General features: G+C 66.7%; 12 protein-coding genes and 2 pseudogenes. 4 read left to right on the top strand and 10 right to left on the bottom strand.

The genetic code is table 11. The features are described from left to right. Positions 1 to 39: 39 nt before the first annotated feature. The 3 genes from ASV56_RS09455 to ASV56_RS09445 all read right to left on the bottom strand — a co-directional run bounded on the left by ASV56_RS09455 (position 40) and on the right by ASV56_RS09445 (position 7,442). Positions 40 to 4,542: a translocation/assembly module TamB domain-containing protein gene (locus tag ASV56_RS09455; protein ID WP_062561743.1), complete on the bottom strand. Its 4,503-nt coding sequence runs from the start codon at positions 4,540 to 4,542 to the stop codon at positions 40 to 42. Next, on the bottom strand, positions 4,542 to 6,428 hold the full coding sequence (locus ASV56_RS09450) for an autotransporter assembly complex protein TamA (RefSeq protein WP_062561742.1): 1,887 nt from the start codon (positions 6,426 to 6,428) through the stop codon (positions 4,542 to 4,544). Before ASV56_RS09450 ends, ASV56_RS09455 begins: the two co-directional genes overlap by 1 nt. A gap of 90 nt (positions 6,429 to 6,518) precedes the next feature. Then, entirely contained in the window at positions 6,519 to 7,442 is a 924-nt protein-coding gene (locus ASV56_RS09445) for a glucokinase (RefSeq protein ID WP_062561741.1), read from the bottom strand. A 138-nt stretch (positions 7,443 to 7,580) separates the two neighbouring features. Here ASV56_RS09445 and ASV56_RS09440 point away from each other — a divergent pair, with 138 nt between their 5' ends. Genes ASV56_RS09440 through ASV56_RS09430 form a run of 3 tightly spaced genes read left to right on the top strand, consistent with a single transcriptional unit; the run spans position 7,581 to position 9,977 of the window. Then, positions 7,581 to 8,039, top strand: a complete 459-nt coding sequence (locus ASV56_RS09440) for a hypothetical protein (RefSeq protein ID WP_062561740.1) — start codon at positions 7,581 to 7,583, stop codon at positions 8,037 to 8,039. Between the two features lie 57 nt (positions 8,040 to 8,096). Then, the gene (ahcY, locus tag ASV56_RS09435) at positions 8,097 to 9,488 is read left to right on the top strand and encodes an adenosylhomocysteinase (RefSeq protein ID WP_062561739.1); all 1,392 of its coding nucleotides are present in this window, start codon (positions 8,097 to 8,099) and stop codon (positions 9,486 to 9,488) included. Between the two features lie 51 nt (positions 9,489 to 9,539). Beyond that, on the top strand, positions 9,540 to 9,977 hold the full coding sequence (locus ASV56_RS09430) for an HIT family protein (protein WP_062561738.1): 438 nt from the start codon (positions 9,540 to 9,542) through the stop codon (positions 9,975 to 9,977). 6 nt (positions 9,978 to 9,983) lie between these two features. Here the strand turns inward: ASV56_RS09430 and ASV56_RS24405 are convergent. From ASV56_RS24405 to ASV56_RS09405, 7 genes and pseudogenes are all read right to left on the bottom strand, one after another. After that, positions 9,984 to 10,196, bottom strand: a pseudogene (locus ASV56_RS24405) (IS5/IS1182 family transposase); the annotation flags it as partial. Between the two features lie 228 nt (positions 10,197 to 10,424). Continuing rightward, positions 10,425 to 11,422: pseudogene (locus tag ASV56_RS22705) on the bottom strand (IS110 family transposase). A gap of 121 nt (positions 11,423 to 11,543) precedes the next feature. Then, entirely contained in the window at positions 11,544 to 12,644 is a 1,101-nt protein-coding gene (locus ASV56_RS09425; protein WP_062561737.1) for a flagellar basal body P-ring protein FlgI, read from the bottom strand. Continuing rightward, positions 12,641 to 13,660 (bottom strand): flagellin N-terminal helical domain-containing protein, encoded by a 1,020-nt coding sequence (locus ASV56_RS09420; RefSeq protein ID WP_062561736.1) that lies wholly within the window; start codon positions 13,658 to 13,660, stop codon positions 12,641 to 12,643. The genes ASV56_RS09425 and ASV56_RS09420 overlap by 4 nt, the downstream gene beginning before the upstream one ends. Further along, positions 13,657 to 15,114 (bottom strand): flagellar hook-associated protein FlgK, encoded by a 1,458-nt coding sequence (gene flgK, locus ASV56_RS09415; RefSeq protein ID WP_062561735.1) that lies wholly within the window; start codon positions 15,112 to 15,114, stop codon positions 13,657 to 13,659. Before flgK ends, ASV56_RS09420 begins: the two co-directional genes overlap by 4 nt. Before the next feature lie 57 nt (positions 15,115 to 15,171). Continuing rightward, complete coding sequence (locus tag ASV56_RS09410; RefSeq protein WP_062561734.1) at positions 15,172 to 16,512, bottom strand: flagellar hook protein FlgE; 1,341 nt, start codon at positions 16,510 to 16,512, stop codon at positions 15,172 to 15,174. 85 nt (positions 16,513 to 16,597) lie between these two features. Further along, complete coding sequence (locus tag ASV56_RS09405) at positions 16,598 to 17,398, bottom strand: flagellar motor protein MotB (protein WP_062562302.1); 801 nt, start codon at positions 17,396 to 17,398, stop codon at positions 16,598 to 16,600. A 285-nt stretch (positions 17,399 to 17,683) separates the two neighbouring features. Between ASV56_RS09405 and ASV56_RS09400 the strand changes: the two genes are divergently transcribed. After that, positions 17,684 to 18,364 carry a paraquat-inducible protein A gene (locus ASV56_RS09400; RefSeq protein ID WP_062561733.1) on the top strand — a complete coding sequence of 227 codons (681 nt, stop codon included), beginning with the start codon at positions 17,684 to 17,686 and terminating at the stop codon, positions 18,362 to 18,364. Positions 18,365 to 18,367: the final 3 nt, after the last annotated feature.

Raw genomic sequence — 18,367 nt, 5'->3', positions numbered from 1 at the left:
TCGCGGGCGGGGCCTTTGGGCCGAACGGGCGCGGGCGCGTCAGTAGTCGCGTTCGTAGAACAGGCCGATCGAGCTTTCGCCCTCGCTATCCACCGAGCCGCGCGCGGTCAGCGCCTTGTTGATGTCGAGGTTCAGGTTCAGCTGGGTCTTGCCATCGCCGCCGACCTGCACGTCGGTATAGAGGTTTTCCGACAGATACTTGCCGGCGCGGACCGAGACATTGCCCTGGTCGTCGGTGGCAAGGTCCAGGTCGTCCAGTCCGGTCGAGGCACGCAGCCGGCCGATGATGCCCTCGCCGCCCTTGCCGGCGAGCGTCGCCACGGCGCTGGCAAGCTGGGCCGCCTGCAAGGCGCTGATATTGTCGAGGCCCCGGCCGAACAGCAGCTGCGACAGCACCTCTTCCTGCGGCATCTCGGGCGAGGATTCGAAGGTGATCTCGGGGTCGTAGGCCTCGCCGTCGATGATGATGCGGGTGGTGATGTCGTCCTGCTGCGTCTCGGCCACCAGGCGGATCACCGGGACCAGGCTGCCCTGCAACTCGATGATGCCCTCGGTCATGTCGAAGCGCTTGCCGAGCAGGTCGACGCGGCCGCGGATCAGTTCCAGCTTGCCGATGGGGATCGGCTGGCGGGCGTTGCCGGTCAGGCGGATCTCGCCGCCCAGCTCGGCATCGACGCCGCGACCGCGCACGAAGACCTGGTCGGGGGCCGAGATCAGCAGGTCGAAACGCGCCGGGTCGGCCGGCGGGATGGCCGGCGGCGAGGTCATGCCGGCGGCGATCGCGTCGGGGCTGGGGAATTCCAGCAGCCCGGCCTTGGCCCGGGTCTGGCGCTGCGGCGGCCGTTCCGAGCGGTGGATAATGTCGGGGATCGCCCGCGCACCGCCGAGGCCCGTCGAGGGGATGCGCAGTTCCGTATGGCCGACGTCGATGCGGCCCGAGACCAGCGGCCCCTGCCCCACCGTGCCGGCGACATTGATCGCGCCGTTGACCCGGGTTTCATAGAGGTTCGGGTCGCGCAGCACGACATTCGCCAGCCGCACGTCCAGGTCCATCTGCCGGCTGCCGGTCAGGTTGACCGGGCCGCTGACGGTGATGGTGCCGCCGGCCTCGACCGCGCCGCGCACGTCCACGTCGATGCGGCCGGCGTTGAAATCGGCATTGGCGTTCAGGCTGCCCACGGCCAGGCCGAAGCGCGGCTCGGCCAGCCGGCCGCCCGTCAGCGCGACCCGGCCGGAAAGCGATTCCAGCGCCGGCTTGCCGTTCAGCCGCAGATCGAAGCGCAGCGGCCCCTCGACCGAGCGGGTGCGCAGGAAGGGGTTGGCGGCAGCGGCATTGCTGGTGCCCTCGATGCGGATATCGGCGGTCGCCAGGCTGGTCGCGGCGGTGCCGGTGACGCGGGCCTGGGTATCGCCCGGTCCGGTCGCGGTCAGGTTCACGTCATAGGTCGGACCGGCGTTGCGGATGGTGCCCTTGACCGTCGCCGGTCCCGGGAAGCCCTGCACCAGCAGGCCCAGGTCGGCCAGCCGGGCGTCGAGGTTCAGCCCCTCGGACGGGCTGCCGTCGCCGGTGACGGAGAGCTGCGGGTTCTGCGCCCGCAGCCGGCTGACGGTCAGGCTTCCGTCGGCGCGCTGGGTCGCGGCAAGCTCGATTCGGGTCTGGCCGGCCAGCACGGCATCGGCCTGGGCATTGCCGACGGCAAGGTTGCTGGCATTGCCGGTGGCGGTGATGGCGCGGGTGCCGTCCTGCTGGTCCTGCACCCGGCCCTGGGCCTGCACCGCGCCGCGGAAGCCGCGGCCGAGAAAGCGCAGGTCGTCGGCGCGCAGGTTGGCGGTCAGGTCGGTGGCGCCCTTGCCGAGCGTGCCGGCGGCGTCCACGTTCAGGCGCGGGTTCTGCACCGTCGCGGTGTCGATGGTGAAGACGCCGCCGCGCTCGGTCCCCTGCACGGCGAGCCGGGTCTGGCCGGCCAGTGCGCCGTCCACCTGGGCCTGGCCAAAGGACAGGTCGGTGCCGGTGCCGGTCACGTCCAGCCGGCGCGCGCCGTCGCCCGCGTCCTTGAAGCTGCCCTGCGCCTGCAGCGACCCGCGCCAGCCGCGGCCGAAGCTGGCCAGCGACCTGATGCTGACCGCGCCGGTCATGTCGGTCGCCTGGCCGATGGTGCCCTGGGCCGTGGCCTGCATCTGCTGGTTTTGCAGGTTGAAGCTGTCGATGGTGAATTCGCCGCCCTGCTCGCGCGCGGAGAGTTTCAGGTCGGTGACGCCGGTCAGCGCCCCGTCCACGTCCTGCTGGCCGAAGCGCAGGTCGGTGCCGCGCCCGGTCAGCTCCAGCCGGCGGGCATTGCCCTGCCTGGAGGCGGTGCCTTGCAGCACCACTCCGCCCGAGAAGCCGCGGCCCAGCACCGAAAGGTCGGGCATGGCGACGGAAAGCTCGCCGTCCAGCGCCTGCATCGAGAAGCTGCCCTTGCCCTGGGCGTCGAGCTGCGGGTTTTGCAGGCTGAATTGCTGCAACTGATAGGCGCCGGCGCTTTCCAAGAGCTCGATCACCAGGTCGGTCTCGCCCTTGAAGGCGCCGTCGATCTCGGGCCGGCCCAAGGCCAGGTCCTGCGCCTTGCCCTCCAGCGCCAGCTTGCGGCCGCCCTGCGGGCCGGTCAGATGCGCCCGGGTCTGCACCGCGCCCGCATATTGCGGGTCGGCCACCGACAGGTCGGGCATCGAGATCGTCGCCGTCACGTCGCTGGCATTGCTGTTCAGGTAACCCTGCGCCTCGGCCGTCAGGTTCTGGGCGTTGACGGTCAGCTTGCGCAGCTGGATGCCGGTGCCGTCGCGCCTGGCCGACAGGTCGATGGTCGATTCGCCGGCCAGCATGCGGTCGGCCTGCTCTTGCCCGATGCGGATGTCCTGGCCCTTGACCTGGGTGTCCAGATCGAAGGCCTTGCCCAGCAGGACATAGCGACCCTTGATCGCCGCCTCGGCCCGTCCGCCCAAGGCCCGCCCGGCCAGGCGCGAGAAATGCGACAGGTCGTCATGCGTGGCGGTGATGTCGCCGGCGATGGCAAGGCCGCTTTTCAGGCCCGAGACCTCGGCTTCGCCCTTGAAGCCATAGCCCTTGCCGTTGATGTTCATGCCCCAGAATTTCAGCGCATTGCCGGGGGTGAAGGCGAAGTTCAGGCCGCCGTTCAGCGTGTCGCCCAGCGCCTCGGCCAGGCCGGGGTCGGTGGGTTTCACCGCGTCCATGCCGAAGGCGACCCAGCCGCGCACCTCGGACAGCGCCTGGGCCTCGGTCAGCACCACCCGGCCGCGGCCGTCGAGCCGCAGCTCGGTCAGCGTCAGGTCGGGGCGGGTCATGTCGCCGACGCGGCCCTTCAAGACCCAGCCCGCGCCCTGCGCCGCGTCGTAGTCCAGCCGCAGGTTGCCCGAGGTCACGGTCATCGGCTTGTCGCCGAAGGGCACCGCGACCGGCAGCTGCGTGGCGCCGGCGTCCTGGCCCAGAAGCAACGTCAGATGCGCGCTTTCCGGCGCGCCCTGGGCGGTGGTGGCGACCGAGCCCGCGAGGTCCAGCGCCCCGGTGGTGACCTTGAGTTCCGGCACCAGCAGCCGGCCGTCGGCGCCGCGCCAGCCCTCGGCGCGGATCTGCGAGGTGCCGGCGAAGAACTGCTGGTTCTGGGGCGCGGTCAGCGAGGCAATGTCGCCGTCGAGCTGCGCCAGGAAGGCGGTGCCCGCGGCGCCGTCGCGCTGTTCGGAACGCACTGCGACGGTGCCCTGCACCCGCGGCGCGCCGTCGGTCATCAGCGCGATCTTCGCGGTATAGTCCGACAGCGGCCCGGTGCCCGAGATCTGCGCCTGCACGGCCGGGCGGCCGTTCATCTTGACGATATTGGTGAACAGGCCGTTCCTGTCCTCGTCCAGCCGCAGGTCCAGCGCCAGCACCCGGGTCTCGTTGGAAAAGCCCGCGTCCAGCAGGAACTGGCCGCGCGGGCCGTCGACGCGGTCGATGGTCAGCTTGGTCTGGCCCTCGCCGTTCTCCAGGTTCATGGCGCCGGCGATGGCGATCACCGCCTCTTGCCCGATGATCGGCTGGCCCAGCTCGACCCGGCCGACCTGGATCTTGTCGATGTTCACGCTGACCGGCAGCTGCGGCAACGAGAATTCCCGCGCCTCGGCCTTGGGCGCGCTTTCGCCGGTGCCGGGCAGGCGGGGCAGGATGATGCGTTCGGCCGACAGCTCGTCGATCTGGATGCGGCGCGACAGCAGCGCCGAGCGGCTCCAGCTCATGGCGCCGTTTTCCAGGGTGATCCAGACGCCGTCATCGTCGGCGATGGTCATGCGGTCGAAGGTCGCGCGCGAGGACAGCGCGCCGCGGAAACCGTCGATCTGCACGTCGCGGCCGGCGCCGGACAGCTTTTCCTGCAGGAAGCGGGTGATGAAGCCCTTGTCGTCCTCGACCTGCTGCGAGATCTCGGCGGCGCTGTCCTGCGCCATGGCGGCCAAAGGCGCGGCCAGCACGAGGCAGAGGGCGAAAAGGAAACGGTAAGCCAGATCGCGCATCAGAATGCCTGCCCCAGACCGATATAGACCTGCACCCCGCCGTCGTCGCCATCGCCGCCGCCGACCGGCGTGGCGAGGTCGAAGCGCAGCGGGCCGATCGGCGTCTTGTAGCGGATGCCGGCGCCGGCGCCGGCCTGCCAGCCGCTGGCACCGGACCAGGTGCTGTCCTCCCAGACCCGGCCGGCGTCGGCAAAGATCGCCAGGCCGATCTTCTCGCGGACCTGGATGCGGGTCTCGGCGGTCAGGGTGACGATGGACATGCCGCCGGTCTTGACCGGGCCGTCCGGGCCCTGGATCACCTCGACGCCCAGCGATTCATAGGAATGGCCGCGCACGGTGCCGCCGCCGCCCGACCAGAACAGATAGTCGCGCGGGGTTTCCTGAATGTCGGGGCCGGCGACGGTGCCGAGCCGGGCGCGGCCGGCCAGCGTGAAGCGGTCGTCCTGGCCGAAGCTGTAATAGGCCCGGCCCTCGGCGGTGATCTGCGCGCCCGAGCCGGTCTCGTCCTGCAAGCCCACGAAGGGAGTCACGCCGCCCGACAGCCAGTAGCCGCGCTTGGCGTCGTTCTGGTCGTCGCGCTTGTCCCAGGTGACCGAGGCCGGCAGCGCGAACAGCCGGAAGTCGGTCTGGCCCGAATCGTCATCCACCCGCAGCGCGCGATATTGCAGCGCCACGTCGGCGGTCAGCTCGTCGCTGGGCAGCCAGGTGAAGCCCAGGCCGAAGGTGCCGGACTTGAGGTCGTAATCCTCTTCCTGCTCGCTGACGACCTGGGCCAGCACATAGCCGGTGGTGTCGGCGGTGATCGTCGCCGGCCGGTCGATGCGCACGCCCAGGTTATAGTCGCGCCCGGTGTCGCCGCCGATGTCGGAAACGCCGGCATCGACGCGCAGCCGCTCGCCGCCGCGGAACAGGTTGCGGTTGATCCAATAGGCGGTCAGCGCCAGCCCGTCGGTGTTGGAATATTCAAAGCCGGCGCCCAGCCGGCGCAGCTTCTGTTCCACCACCAGCAGATCCACGTCCAGCGTATTGCCGGGGCCGATATAATCCGCCTCGGTCAGGGTGATGGCCGAGAACACGCCCGAACGGCGCAGGCGCTTCCTGACATCCTCGAGCTTCTCGGGGTCGAATTTCTCGCCCTCGGGGAAACCGGCGATCTTGCGCAGCCGGCGCGGGTCCATGCGCTTTTCGCCGCGGATGGTCAGCTTGCCGAAACGCAGCTCGGGGCCGGGCGCCAGCAGGATGCGGCTGTCGATCTTGTTGGTGGCGTGATCGGCGATGATCCGGGTTTCCGCCACATCGGCCTTGGCATGGCCCACGTCGCGCCAGCCCGAGACGGCGGCGGTGGCCGCGCCCTTCATGTCGCTGGTGCGGGCGATGGCGCCGGTGTGGTATTCGCTGGGCAGTTCGGTGCCGGGCGCGACCGGCGCGATCTCGGCCCGGCTGTAGCGGAAGCGCGGCCCGGGATCGACCTGCACCACGACCTTGCGCACCAGCTTCGGCGCGTCGAGCGGCGCGATGGTCGCGGCCTCGGTCCCGTCCAGGGTGATGTCGATCAGCGCCGAGAAATAGCCGTTGTCGTAGAGCACGCCCAGGATGCGGGCATAGTCGCCGCGCGCCGCCGCCAGCATGTCCTGGCCGGTCACCCGCGCCTCGTCCTGCGCGCTGACCAGCAGAGAGGTGGCGCGGATCTGCGGCAGCAGCTCGTCGTCGCCGCCCCGGATGCTGAAATCGACATCGACGGGCGAGCTGGCATTGCCGCCCTTGCCGCCGAAAAGCCCCGAGAAGGGCGAGGAGGAGGAGGGCCCCGAGGATTGGGCCATCACCACGCCCGCCCCCGCGCCCAGCACGATTGCGGCCGATACCCCTGCCCTGATCCAGCTTTTCATTGCCCGTCTGCCCTGCTTTTCGCGTTTTGCAGCAGCATTGCAGGGAGTGCTAACAAAATCCAGCGCGAGCGGCCCGGATTCGGGCAATTTTCAGCGGATCGCGGCAAGACAGCCATGCAGCGCAGCCATGTCGTCGCGGATCACCCCGACCGGAACCGCCTGCGGAATCCGCGCCATCAGCGGGTCGGACAGGAAGGCCGCCTCGAAGATCGCAAAGCGGTCGGCGCAGGTCCGCGCCACGCTGCCGGTCAGGAACATCCCGTCCATCGGCATGAATCGCAAGGCAAGTTCCCGGCACAAAAGACCCAGGAGCCGGGCGTAAAGCGCCAGCGTGCGCAGCGCCTCGGCGTCGCCCTGGGCCGCGGCATCGGTCACGGTCTCGGCCCGCGCCGGCGCCGTGCCGCTGCGCAGCGCGTGCAGGCGCGCGAGGCCGCGGCCGGCGAACAGTTCCTCGACCGAATCGACTTGGCCCGCCTTGTCGCCCAGCGCCTGCGCCAGCGGCTCCGCGACCGAAAGCGGCAGGCGGGTGTGGCCTTCCTCGGCTTCAAGGCAGGCGATGCCGCCCCCGGGCAGCACCTTGACGGCGCAGACGTTGAAGCCGGTGCCGGCATTGACCACCAGGCGCTGGCCGTTCGACAGCGCGGCCTCGGCCGGGACGCGCAGGAAGCCCGCCGCCGCGCCGTCCAGCGTCGGCGTGGCATAGCCCAGCGCGATCAGGTCGTTGATGAGCCGGGCGCGCGGCGCGCCGGTCAGGGCGCAGAGCCGGGCTTCCGAGAAATCCCAGTCGCGGTTGGTCAGCCGCGCCTCGTGGCCCCAGACCGGGCCGGCGACGGCGACGCAGACCGCCTCGATCTGCGGGCTGCCCTGCTGCGACAGATAGGCGGTCACCACATCGTCGAAGCTGGCGTGGTCGTCGCCGCGAAAGCGGGTGATCGAGCCCGGGTCCAGCGCACCGTCCCGCGCCAGCACCATGCGCGCATTGGTGCCGCCCACATCCGCCAGCAAGATCGCCATTCCGCCCCCCTTGGTTCTGGCCCCGGTCTGGTTCTAGGCCATCCGCGCCCGCGCCGCCAGCATGGAACACTTGCGGAACCTTGCCGCGCGGGGCGGCGTTTTGCCCGCGAACCCGCTGCCAAGCGAAAGGTTGATCTGATGACCAAGACCCTGCTGACCCGCCTTGTCCCCGCCGTTCTGGCGCTGGCCGTCGCCGCCCCGGCGCTGATGACGGGCGCCGCCCCGGCCATGGCCACCACCATGAGCCGCGAGCAGAACCTGGCCAATCCGCGCGGCTGGTCGGCGGTGGCGGGCATGGACCCGCGCGAGGTGCGCGAGATGGCCCGCACGCTGCCGCTGTCCGACAATGCCGGCGGCGACCAGCCCTGGTGCGACCGCAAGGCCGAGGTGGAATCGACCCTGAGCCACGATTTCGGCGAGGAAAGGGTCGCCGCCGGGCATGAGGGCACCGCGCTGTGGGGCTCGGCGCTGATGGGCACCTGGACGGTGGTGCTGGAGCGGCCGGATGCCACCAGTTGCGTCATCGCCTCGGGCATCGGCTTCAGCGACGGCGCCAATCCGGGGGTGTTCTTCACCAAGGCCGGCCTCAACGGCTGATTTGCGCCGCAGCGCCGGGAATGGTATGGCCGCCGCGACAAGCTGCGCGAGGCATCCATGACCGACCACATCATCCGTGACATCTCCCTGGCCGATTTCGGCCGCAAGGAGCTGGACATCGCCGAGACCGAGATGCCCGGGCTGATGGCCCTGCGCGCCGAATACGGCGAAGCGAAGCCGCTGGCCGGCGCCCGCATCGCCGGTTCGCTGCACATGACCGTGCAGACCGCGGTGCTGATCGAGACGCTGGTGGCCTTGGGCGCCGAAGTGCGCTGGGCGTCCTGCAACATCTTCTCGACCCAGGACCATGCCGCGGCGGCGATCGCGAAGGCCGGCATCCCGGTCTTTGCCATCAAGGGCGAGACGCTGCCGGAATACTGGTCCTATACCGACCAGATCTTCCAGTTCGCGGAAGGCACCGCCAACATGATCCTGGACGACGGCGGCGACGCGACCATGTATGTCCTGCTGGGCGCGCGGGTCGAGGCCGGCGAGACCGGGCTGATCGACGTGCCGACCAGCGAAGAGGAAGAGGCGCTGTTCGCGCAGATCCGCAAGCGGCTGGCGGCCTCGCCCGGCTGGTTCACCCACCAGCGCGCGGCGCTGCGCGGCGTGTCCGAGGAAACCACCACCGGCGTGCATCGCCTCTATGACCTGCACAAGAAGGGGCTGCTGCCCTTCCCGGCGATCAACGTGAACGACTCGGTCACCAAGTCGAAATTCGACAATAAATACGGCTGCAAGGAATCGCTGGTCGACGGCATCCGCCGCGCCACCGACGTGATGATGGCCGGCAAGGTCGCCGTGGTCTGCGGCTATGGCGACGTCGGCAAGGGCTCGGCCGCCTCGCTGCGCGGCGCCGGCGCCCGGGTCAAGGTCACCGAGGTCGATCCGATCTGCGCCCTGCAGGCCGCCATGGACGGGTTCGAGGTCGTGGTGCTGGAGGATGTGGTCGCCAGCGCCGACATCTTCGTCACCACCACCGGCAACAAGGACGTGATCCGCATCGAGCACATGCGCGAGATGAAGGACATGGCCATCGTCGGCAACATCGGCCATTTCGACAACGAGATCCAGGTCGCCGCCCTGCGCAACCACAAATGGACCAATATCAAGGAGCAGGTGGACATGATCGAGATGCCCTCGGGCAGCCGCATCATCCTGCTGTCCGAGGGGCGGCTCTTGAACCTCGGCAATGCCACCGGCCACCCAAGCTTCGTCATGTCCGCAAGCTTCACCAACCAGGTGCTGGCGCAGATCGAGCTGTGGACCAAGGGCGACGACTACGCGCCGGGCGTCTATATCCTGCCCAAGGCGCTGGACGAAAAGGTCGCGCGGCTGCACCTGGACCGGATCGGCGTCAAGCTGACCCGGCTGTCGCGCGAACAGGCCGATTACATCGGCGTGACGCCCGAAGGCCCGTTCAAGCCCGAGCATTACCGCTACTGATCCCCGCCGCGCGGCCCCTGGCGGCCGCGCGCCCGCCCGATGAGGATGCCCATGTCCGGTGACGACTGCCTGTTCTGCCGTATCGCGCGCGGGGAATTGCCCGCGCATCGCGTGCATGAGGATGACCATATCCTGGCCTTTCTCGACCTGCATCCGATCCGCCCCGGGCATTGCCTGATCATTCCCAAGCAGCACTATCCCTGGTTCGAGGATCTGCCCGAGGATCTGGCCACCCGCATCACCAGCTGCGCGCAAAGGCTCTCTCGGCACATGAAGGCGCTCTACGGGGTCGAGCGGGTGGCGCTGTTCTATACCGGCATCCATGTCGCCCATGCCCATGCCCATGTCGTGCCGATGCATCACGTCCACGACGTGTCGTCCCAGGCCTATCTGAAGGACGGGGTTCTGGACTTCACCCAGCCGCCACAACTGCCGGCAGAGGACGGCGCGCGGATCGCGGGCGATTTGGCGGCGGCTTTTCCGGCCTGAATGGGCGGAGGTGTGACGGCGCACCATGCCAAACCGCATTTCCATGGTCAGACAGCCTGGATCGCGGCACTGTCGTCGGGCTGACGGCCACGCTTGCCGGTGGGAGCTTCCCCGCTCATGGCCGGCCGAACCAGATCGACAGCGAGCCGCGGCCCTCGAGCGCTTCGTCGTAGGCTGGCTCGTTCCGGGCCTTGTAGTCGGCGGTGCCGATCTGCTCATGCCATCCAACTACCACGCTGTATTCACACCATAAATCCCTCGCTCGGTTTGTGCAACATGTGTAACCGCCCCTTGCGCAAGAGATATTTTCGGAGTTGCTCTTGGCGCGTCACCGGGTGCTGACATGTCTCCGACCTCTGTTGCGACCATCTTCAGGCCGCGGGCCCGTATGTATCCGCAGGTCGGGTCCAGATCAAAGCCGCGTGCTCGAAGGCACCCTGTTGCACCCTAGGTCTGCCGGTCCCGTCTCACGACTATTGCGCCAAACTGCTCTTTGCCCTCTTTCGCTCCGACGATGCGCGCCATCTTGTTCGCCAGCGCCACCCGCACCAGCATCGGCGGCTTGCGTGTCAGCACCTTGCCCAGCCACGTGCACGGTCAGGCTCCGGCATGGACGTGCCGCTTGACGGCTGTTCGCCCCGATGATCCGCAGCCGACGCAAGGATCGCTCGCCCATCCTCGTCGTGGCTCCGAGGCGCTGCTTGCCTCCGGGGAATGCTGGCGGAACGTCAGCACCTCGCGGCTCGGGCGGTAGAGCCAGGACCGCGATTGCCGTGGCGATCAGCGGCCCGATGCCGGGCACCGTCATCAGCCGTCGGGCTACCACGTTCTCCTTGGCCCGGCGAGCGATCTCGATGTCGAGCTTGCCGATCTCCACCTCCAGATGGGTGAGAGCGCCGACAAGCACCTTCAGCGTGGCAATGGCATCGGCGGGCAACCCCGCTGTCGGGGTCCTCGACGACAGCGATCAGTCGCGCCGTGTTGGCGGCCCCCTGCGGCACGATCTGCCCGAACTCACCCGGCCGCGAAGCGCATTGATCGCCTGTGTCCGCTGCCGGATCAGCAACTCGCGGATACGAAACACCATGGCGGCCCCTTGGGTCTTTTTGCTTTTGACGGGGCACGAAGCGCATCGTCGGGCGCATGGCCGCTTCGCAAATCGCTTCAGCATCGACAGCGTCGTTCTTCTGCCGCTTCACGAAGGGTTTGACGTAGGCGGGCGGGATGAGACGGACCTCGTGGCCTCGCTTGCCGATCTCGCGGCCCCAAAAGCGAGCGCCGCCGCAGGCTTCCATTGCCACGACGCACGGCCGCAACTACCTGAAATGCAAGCACCTTATCGCGTCTCAGCTTCTTGCGCAGAACCGCCCGCCCAAGGCGTCAGCACCATGCGCCTGAAACACATTCTTCGCCAGCTCGAACCCGACCGTGATAATCTCAGACATGATCGCTCTCCTATCTGGATCCTCGAAGACCCACCTTGGCACAGTGATGCCGTCGGGGAGCGGTCACATCATCAGAGCCGATAGAGCCGGTTCGCATTCCCTTAACCATAGGGGATTCCCCTTAGTTCACGACAAATTCGGCGTGCAACGCCCCCGCCGCATGGATGGCTTTCAGGATATCAATCATGTCTCTTGGCCGAATTCCCAACGCGTTAAGACCCGCGACCACCTCTGACAAGGACGATTCACCCGATACTTCCGCAAATCCGATACCGGGCTCTTGCGTTATCTCGGCTTGCGTGCGCGGCACGACCACGGTTTCCCCAGGAGCGAACGGATTAGGCTGAGACACGACCGGTGCCTCGCGAACGCGAAGAGTCAGATTGCCTTGCGAAACCGCCACGCGGGAAATTCTGACATCCTCTCCCATCACGATGGTTCCCGACTTGTGATCGATAACGACCCTGGCCGCAGCTTCCGGTTCCACGGTAATATTCTCGATCTGCCCCATAAGGCGCGCGGGATTGACGTTGCCCAGAACAGTGGAGTTGATGGAAATAGTTCCAGAATCGACAAGCTCTGCCAGTCCGCGGCCAAGCTTGCGATTTATTGCGGCCTCTACACGTGCAGCCGTTGTAAAATCCGGATTTCGCAGGGCCAACCGCAAATTGGTCATTTGCGAAAAGTCGAAAGCCACCTCTCTCTCCACCCTTCCGCCCGAGGGTATCGTACCTGTTGTGGGGACGCCTTGGACGACCGAAGCAGCCGCTCCGGAAGCCTCCGCGCCCGCGGCAAGAACGGCCCCTTGGGCGACAGCATAGATTTCGCCGTCGGCCGCATTCAGCGGCGTCATCACCAGAGTGCCGCCAAGCAGGCTCTTTGCATCACCGATAGCCGCCACATTCACATCGATCTGGGAGCCTGCGCGCGCGAAAGGCGGCAGCGCAGCTGTGACAATCACCGCCGCAACGTTCTTTGGTCGGAACGCTTCGTCGGTGACGTTGACTCCCAAACGCTCGAGCAATCCGGCCATGATCTCTTCTGTGAATGGCGCGTTCCGCAGGCTGTCGCCCGAACCATTGAGGCCGACGACCAGACCGTAGCCCACGAGATCGTTTCCCCGCACTCCGTCCACATTCGCGAGATCCTTGATACGGACAGGCGCAGCGACTGCGAGTTGCGCAAAGCCAAGGGCCGCCAGAAGGATGAAAAGAAATCTCATGACAGGTAATCAGTCAGATTGAGACGCGAGAGACGCGCGGTAAGCGCATATAGGCTTTCGATCTTGGCTTCCACTTCCTCGAGGGCCGTGGCCGTCTCGTAAGGATCGGCATTTATGAGGTTTGATCGGGCGACAGACAGCGCCGTGACCTCGGCGCCATTTCGGGTCTGCGCTTGCGTGACGACGGCCTGCCTTTGACCAAGATCGGCAGCGGCACCGATCAATCCGGTGCTTCCTTTCACCAGCCGTGAACCTGCTTCGGTAAACAGATCGCGCAGCGTCGCCCCGTCAACGCCCGTGCCGGCTTCCGAGGCATATGCCATGATGGCCATGCCTTTCAGCGTATCGCGCAATGTCGAAGAGTTTGCGGTCAAGCTCATGCTGACCTGGCTGTCGGGGGATACGGCCAGGGAGGTGCTGCCGCTGTCGCTGCCCTGGAAAGTGGTATCCAGGAAGCCGCCTGCACCGGCCGGAGCATCGAACCAAGCGTCAACGCGCGCTGCGATATCCGAGGCCGTCGTAGCGCCAGAGACTGCCGTGCCCAAAGCCGTCATCATGTCATCAAAGCTGCCGAGCGGCGCCGTATCGGAACGGGATCCGGAAAACAGGTAGCGCCCTGCGACATTGGTATTCAAGGTGCTGAACATCGAGCGGAAGTTCTGCTCGATGCCACCAAGTTGTGACCGAAGTTGGTTCTCGTCCGAGCCTCCGGCCTGAGTGAGCAGGCTTGGTCCAAGATCGTCCACGGTGTCCTTGATGCTTTCCAGCGCAGTCTGCATGGCTTGAAACTGCGCTTGAGCCTCGGATGCATTCAGCTGAAAGGAACTCAGCATGGCCAGCCGCCCCTCGATATGCGAGATCTTGTGCAGATCTCCGCCCAGCGCTTTGGGGACATCCGTCTTGATGCCCGTCATCATCTCCTGGGTCAGCTGATCAAGCCGACTTTTCAATGAACTCTGACCAAGGCGAAGCTGGAAGGTGCGCGAAAGATCACCGATCGAGTTGAAGGATGTCATGTCAACCTCAGAATAGCATCAAGCATGTCGTTTGCGGTCTGAAAGACCTTCGCATTGGCGGAATAGGCTCGCTCCAGCGCCAGGAGGCTTTCCATCTCCTTGTCGGTATCCACGCCGTCCGCCAGCAAGGCTGTTTTCAGACTGTTCTGATGCGCGCTGTCCTGCAACGCGGTGGCTTCTGCCTGAATTCGATTGGTGGAGGCAAAGGACGAAAGATGCGCGGCGAGGCTCTGCAGGCTTCGCGATTGTTGAGTCAGGTTTCCCGAGGCGGGCAGCCGCGCTGTCGAAAGAGCAGAGCTCAGGCGGCCCAGCAGGCCGCTGTCCCCGGAATCTCCAGAGTTTGCGGCGTTCACGCCGGCACGGATGCGCCATAAATCGCCGCCAGCTGCGGGATCGATCAGCGCGGTTACCGAGATGCGACCGGCAAAGCCGGTTTCATCGGCAGGATCCAGGACACCTTGCGCATCTGTGAAGATGCCGGGCCCGCTGGTATTCAGAGACGGATCGACCGCGGGATCGGCCAATCTGTCATAGATCTCGCGCGCGAACCCATCGATCTGCTGCTGATATTCGGGCGCCACCTCATCCCGGATGGCGAAATTGGCACTGATGGTCCCGCCGCTGAACATGTCCATCTGCCCGGCGCTCAGTTCCTTGCCATTGAACGTCAACCTTGCCAGCGCGCCATTGGCCAGGGACATTTGCGGAGTAATGTTTCCGGCGCTTTCAAAGCTGATGCTCGCGGGCTCGGTGCCGTCAAGCAGGATGGCGCCGCCGACGGTGAAAAGCGCGATGCGGCCATTTTCCCGAGGCACTTCCTTGACAGGCACGATATCCGCGATCCCGTCGATCACAGCCTGCCGGGTGTCCACAAGGGAAGATGCATCCTTGCCCTGCGCCGAAAGGCTGACGATCTGCTTGTTGAGCACGGCGACCTGCTCAAGCGCCGCATTGAGGCGCGCGACATCCTTGCTGATGGCACTGTCTGCCGCCGTGCGCTCGGCCTGGATGCTTTCGGACATGGTGTTCAGCTTGTCGGCCAAGCCGGTGGCGGCCGTCAGCACATTGCCCAGCTGCGTCTCATTGTCGGGACGAGCGGCCGCGCTGGTCAGGGCGGATTCAAAGGCCGTCAGCATCTGACCCAGGGAAGACGCCTCCTGGCCGGTTCCAAACAGTTGCTCCATTGCGACATGAAGGGCCGATGTCGTTCCCGATGCACCGACATCGGCTTGCGTAAGGCGGCTGTCGGCGAGCAACCCGGCGTTCAGGATGCGATCGACCCCTGCCACATTAACGCCACCGCCACGCTCGGACGGGCGGGATGAAAGCTCGAGTTCGCGCCGGGCATAGCCGGGCGTGAGTGCGTTCGCGATGTTGGAGGACACCAGCTCGGTGCCCCGCGAGGCCGCGGTCAGGCCCGAAACGGCGTTGGAAATTGCGGACGAAATACTCATGCAACAGCTCCGATTGGCGGTGCGCCGGGGCAAGCCCTTCTTGCCCCGGTGGCGTTATCAGCGTTTCAGGTTGGCGGTTTCCTGCAACATCTCGTCGACCGTCTGGATGACCTTCGCATTCGACATATAGGCGCGCTGGGTCTGGATAAGGTCGGTCAACTCGGCCGCCACGTCGGTCGTCGATGCCTCGCGCGCGTAGCCGGCGATCTCTCCGGTCGGACCGTCGCCCGAGTTCCACAGGTAGAAGGCGCCCGAATCGGGGGAAACCTTGTAGGTCTGGTCGTCCAGCGCGATCAGGCCATTCGGGTTCGGCACGTCGACCACCGGCACCTGATAAAGGGTGCGGGTGAAGCCTGTGTCATAGGTCGCGCGGATATAGCCGTTCTCGTCGATTTCAAGCGCGGTCAGGCTGCCGACCGGAGACCCGTTCTTGGTCGCATTGGCCGGGGAGAAATCCGAAGCCAGCTGCGTGATGCCCTGGCTGGCGCCGTAGCGGCCGAGGTCGATGGTCATGGGACCGTTCGCACCGGTCACGGTCAGCGCGCCGGTGGCCGGATCGAAGGCGCCGCCCGAGCCGGTCGTGACGTTCATCAGCCGGCCGCCAGTGGTCGCGCTGCTGTCGAATTCCAGCGTATAGCTGCCGATGAGCGATTCATCCGCGGCAGTCGCCGCGTCGTCGATGATCGCGGAATCGCGCACCTCCATCGTCCAGCTGTTCGACCGGCTGCCCGTCGTGCCCGAAACATCCGGGGTGAAGGTGAAGGTCATCTGTTCGGAATTGCCGAGATTGCCGAAATATTCGACATTCATTTCCTGCGCGTCGCCCGTGGCGCCGCCGACCGCAGCATCGGCCGGCAGGTTGATGCCCAGGGTGATGCGCGTGGTGGGATCGGCGGCGGTCTGGCTGCCGTCGATGCGGATCGGTTGCAGCCCGGTCGCGGAATCGCGCGGCTGCGCCGGGATCGTGCCGTCGGCATTCGCCGGCCAGCCCATCAGCACCAGGCCGGAGTTGGTGCGCAGATAACCTTGGTCGTCCGTGTCGAACGAGCCGGTGGTGGTCATCATCAGGTCGCGCGGCGTGCTGTAGCCCGAGGCCACCGCGGAGGAGGTGACGACCGGCAGCATGCCGCGGCCGGTGATGGCGATGTCCAGCGCGTTCGAGGTGGTGACCAGGTTGCCGCGCTGGTTGACGTCACGCGCGGTGGCGGCGCGCACGCCGCCGGCGGTGTAAAGACCACCGCCCCGGCCCTGGTTGATCACCATGCTTTCGAATTCGGTATCCACGCGCTTGTAGCCGTAGGTGCCCGAGTTCGCGATATTGTCCGAGATATTGGCCAGCCGGGTCGAGTTGGCGGCCAGGCCGGAAACCCCGGCGCTGAGGGCGGAAGAGATGGACATTCTGCAGTCATCCTGTCTGAGTCGTTCCTGGGAATTCTGCCGGAGAGGGATTAACAGGGCCCTAATGCGCTCCGGCCGGCGGCGGTCATCTGAGTAAAATCACTTCGATCCGGTTGTTGTTCGGATCCATCGGGTTGACCGAGCGGTTGCGGCGGTCGGCATAGGCGGTCACGCGCTGGATGCGGGTGCTGTCGAAGCCGGTCCCCTCGAGCAGGTTGCGCAGCGCGTGGGCGCGGGCATCGGAAAGCGCCCAGACCGGCGACTGGATCAGCATCTCGGGATAGGAGCGCACATGGCCGGTCAGCGCGATCTCGTTCTTGACGCGCTCCAGCACGCTGGACAGCACCTCGGCCAGTTCCTTCATCGCCGGGGTGGGCTGGGCGCTGTCGCCGACGAACAGCGGCTCGTCCATCAGGTCGGTCAGCTCGATCACCAGCCCCTCGTCGGTCATGCGGGTGACGACATGGCGCAGGAGGTTGACCTTCTGCATCGATTCGGCGCCGCTGCCTGTCAGTTGGTTCTGGATGCTGCGGGCCACTTCTTCGAAGCCGGCCTGTTGCCCCTCGCGCGCCTGGGCCATCAGCTGGTCGCGCGAGGCGCCGGCGCCCTTGCCGCTGTTGGTGTCGGAATCCTGCACCTCGCCACCGAAGGGACCGTCGCTGCCGCTGGCCGGCGACTGCACGATGGTCGGGTTGAAGTAATCCGCCAGGCCCTGGCGCTGCTTTTCCGTGGTGGCATTCAGAAGCCACATCAGCAGGAAGAAGGCCATCATCGCGGTCACGAAATCCGCATAGGCGACTTTCCAGGCGCCGCCGTGATGACCGGCTTCGCCCCCGCCCTGCACCCGCTTGATGATGATCGGGGCGCCGCCCCCGTTGCCGGCCATGGCCATACCTTTCCTGTGTCCTGCCCCCAAGCTCTATGCGCGGCGCGCTAATATCCAGTTAACGGCTCAAATGCGCCGCATTTCCCGTCCCCAGCGCACGTCCGATCAGGCCAGCAACCGGATCAAGCGCCTGTAAATGAACAAGGTTCATGCGATCATGCGCAGGCTTACTTCCCGCCGCCGCCCAAGCTCCGAAGCGCATATCGCACTCGCCTCCAGGGCGAATCGGTCGCCCGCCCGGACGCCGCATCTTGCGCCGGCCCCCCGCCCCGATATTCTGGCCGGATGTTGACCGAGGGCGCATATGACCTGACCACCGGCGCCGGGCTGATCGCCTGCCCGCGCTGCGATGCGCTGCATGTCGAGCGCGAGCTGGAACCCGGCGAGACCGCGCGCTGCGTGCGCTGCAACACCGTGCTGGCCAGCCCGCGTGCCGGTGCCTTCACCCGGATCATCGCGCTGTCCTTTACCTCGCTGGTGCTGATGGTGGGGGCGGTGTTCTTTCCCTTCCTGGAAATCTCGCGCATGGGCTTCGGCAACCAGACCTCGCTTTTCGGGGTGGCGCTGGCGTTTTCGCATGGCGCGCTGATGCCGCTGACCGTGGCGCTGCTGGGCTCGATCGTCGGGCTGCCGGTGCTGCGGGCGGTGCTGCTGGTCTATACGCTCTTGCCGCTCAGCCGGAACCGCCGGCCCTTTGCCCATGCCGTCCCTGCCTTTCGCCTGTCCGAGGCGCTGCGGCCCTGGTCCATGGCCGAGATCTTCGTCATCGGCACCGCCGTCGCGCTGATCAAGGTCGGGGGCCTGGCCAATATCAGCTTCGGCCCGGCCTTCTGGGCGTTCTGCGCGCTGATTCTGGTCAATGCCGCCAGCAATGCCTTCACCAGCGCCGCCACGATCTGGGACGCGATCGAGGACGCGGGCCTGCCGACCGACGGGCGCGAGATCATGCCGGAGCATCGCGCGTGACCC

The organism is Paracoccus aminovorans, from assembly GCF_001546115.1.
GTDB classification, from domain to species: Bacteria; Pseudomonadota; Alphaproteobacteria; order Rhodobacterales; family Rhodobacteraceae; genus Paracoccus; species Paracoccus aminovorans_B.
This window is presented reverse-complemented; position numbering and strand designations above follow the sequence as displayed.

Bases quoted from the DNA above. Each gene is read 5' to 3' on its own strand.
- ASV56_RS09430 (WP_062561738.1), top strand. From the start codon at position 9,540: ATGTCCGGTGACGACTGCCTGTTCTGCCGTATCGCGCGCGGGGAATTG.
- ASV56_RS09420 (WP_062561736.1), bottom strand. From the start codon at position 13,660: ATGACATCCTTCAACTCGATCGGTGATCTTTCGCGCACCTTCCAGCTT.
- ASV56_RS09450 (WP_062561742.1), bottom strand. From the start codon at position 6,428: ATGAAAAGCTGGATCAGGGCAGGGGTATCGGCCGCAATCGTGCTGGGC.
- flgK (WP_062561735.1), bottom strand. From the start codon at position 15,114: ATGAGTATTTCGTCCGCAATTTCCAACGCCGTTTCGGGCCTGACCGCG.
- ASV56_RS09425 (WP_062561737.1), bottom strand. From the start codon at position 12,644: ATGAGATTTCTTTTCATCCTTCTGGCGGCCCTTGGCTTTGCGCAACTC.
- ASV56_RS09455 (WP_062561743.1), bottom strand. From the start codon at position 4,542: ATGCGCGATCTGGCTTACCGTTTCCTTTTCGCCCTCTGCCTCGTGCTG.
- ahcY (WP_062561739.1), top strand. From the start codon at position 8,097: ATGACCGACCACATCATCCGTGACATCTCCCTGGCCGATTTCGGCCGC.
- ASV56_RS09410 (WP_062561734.1), bottom strand. From the start codon at position 16,512: ATGTCCATCTCTTCCGCCCTCAGCGCCGGGGTTTCCGGCCTGGCCGCC.
- ASV56_RS09440 (WP_062561740.1), top strand. From the start codon at position 7,581: ATGACCAAGACCCTGCTGACCCGCCTTGTCCCCGCCGTTCTGGCGCTG.
- ASV56_RS09400 (WP_062561733.1), top strand. From the start codon at position 17,684: ATGTTGACCGAGGGCGCATATGACCTGACCACCGGCGCCGGGCTGATC.
- ASV56_RS09445 (WP_062561741.1), bottom strand. From the start codon at position 7,442: ATGGCGATCTTGCTGGCGGATGTGGGCGGCACCAATGCGCGCATGGTG.
- ASV56_RS09405 (WP_062562302.1), bottom strand. From the start codon at position 17,398: ATGGCCGGCAACGGGGGCGGCGCCCCGATCATCATCAAGCGGGTGCAG.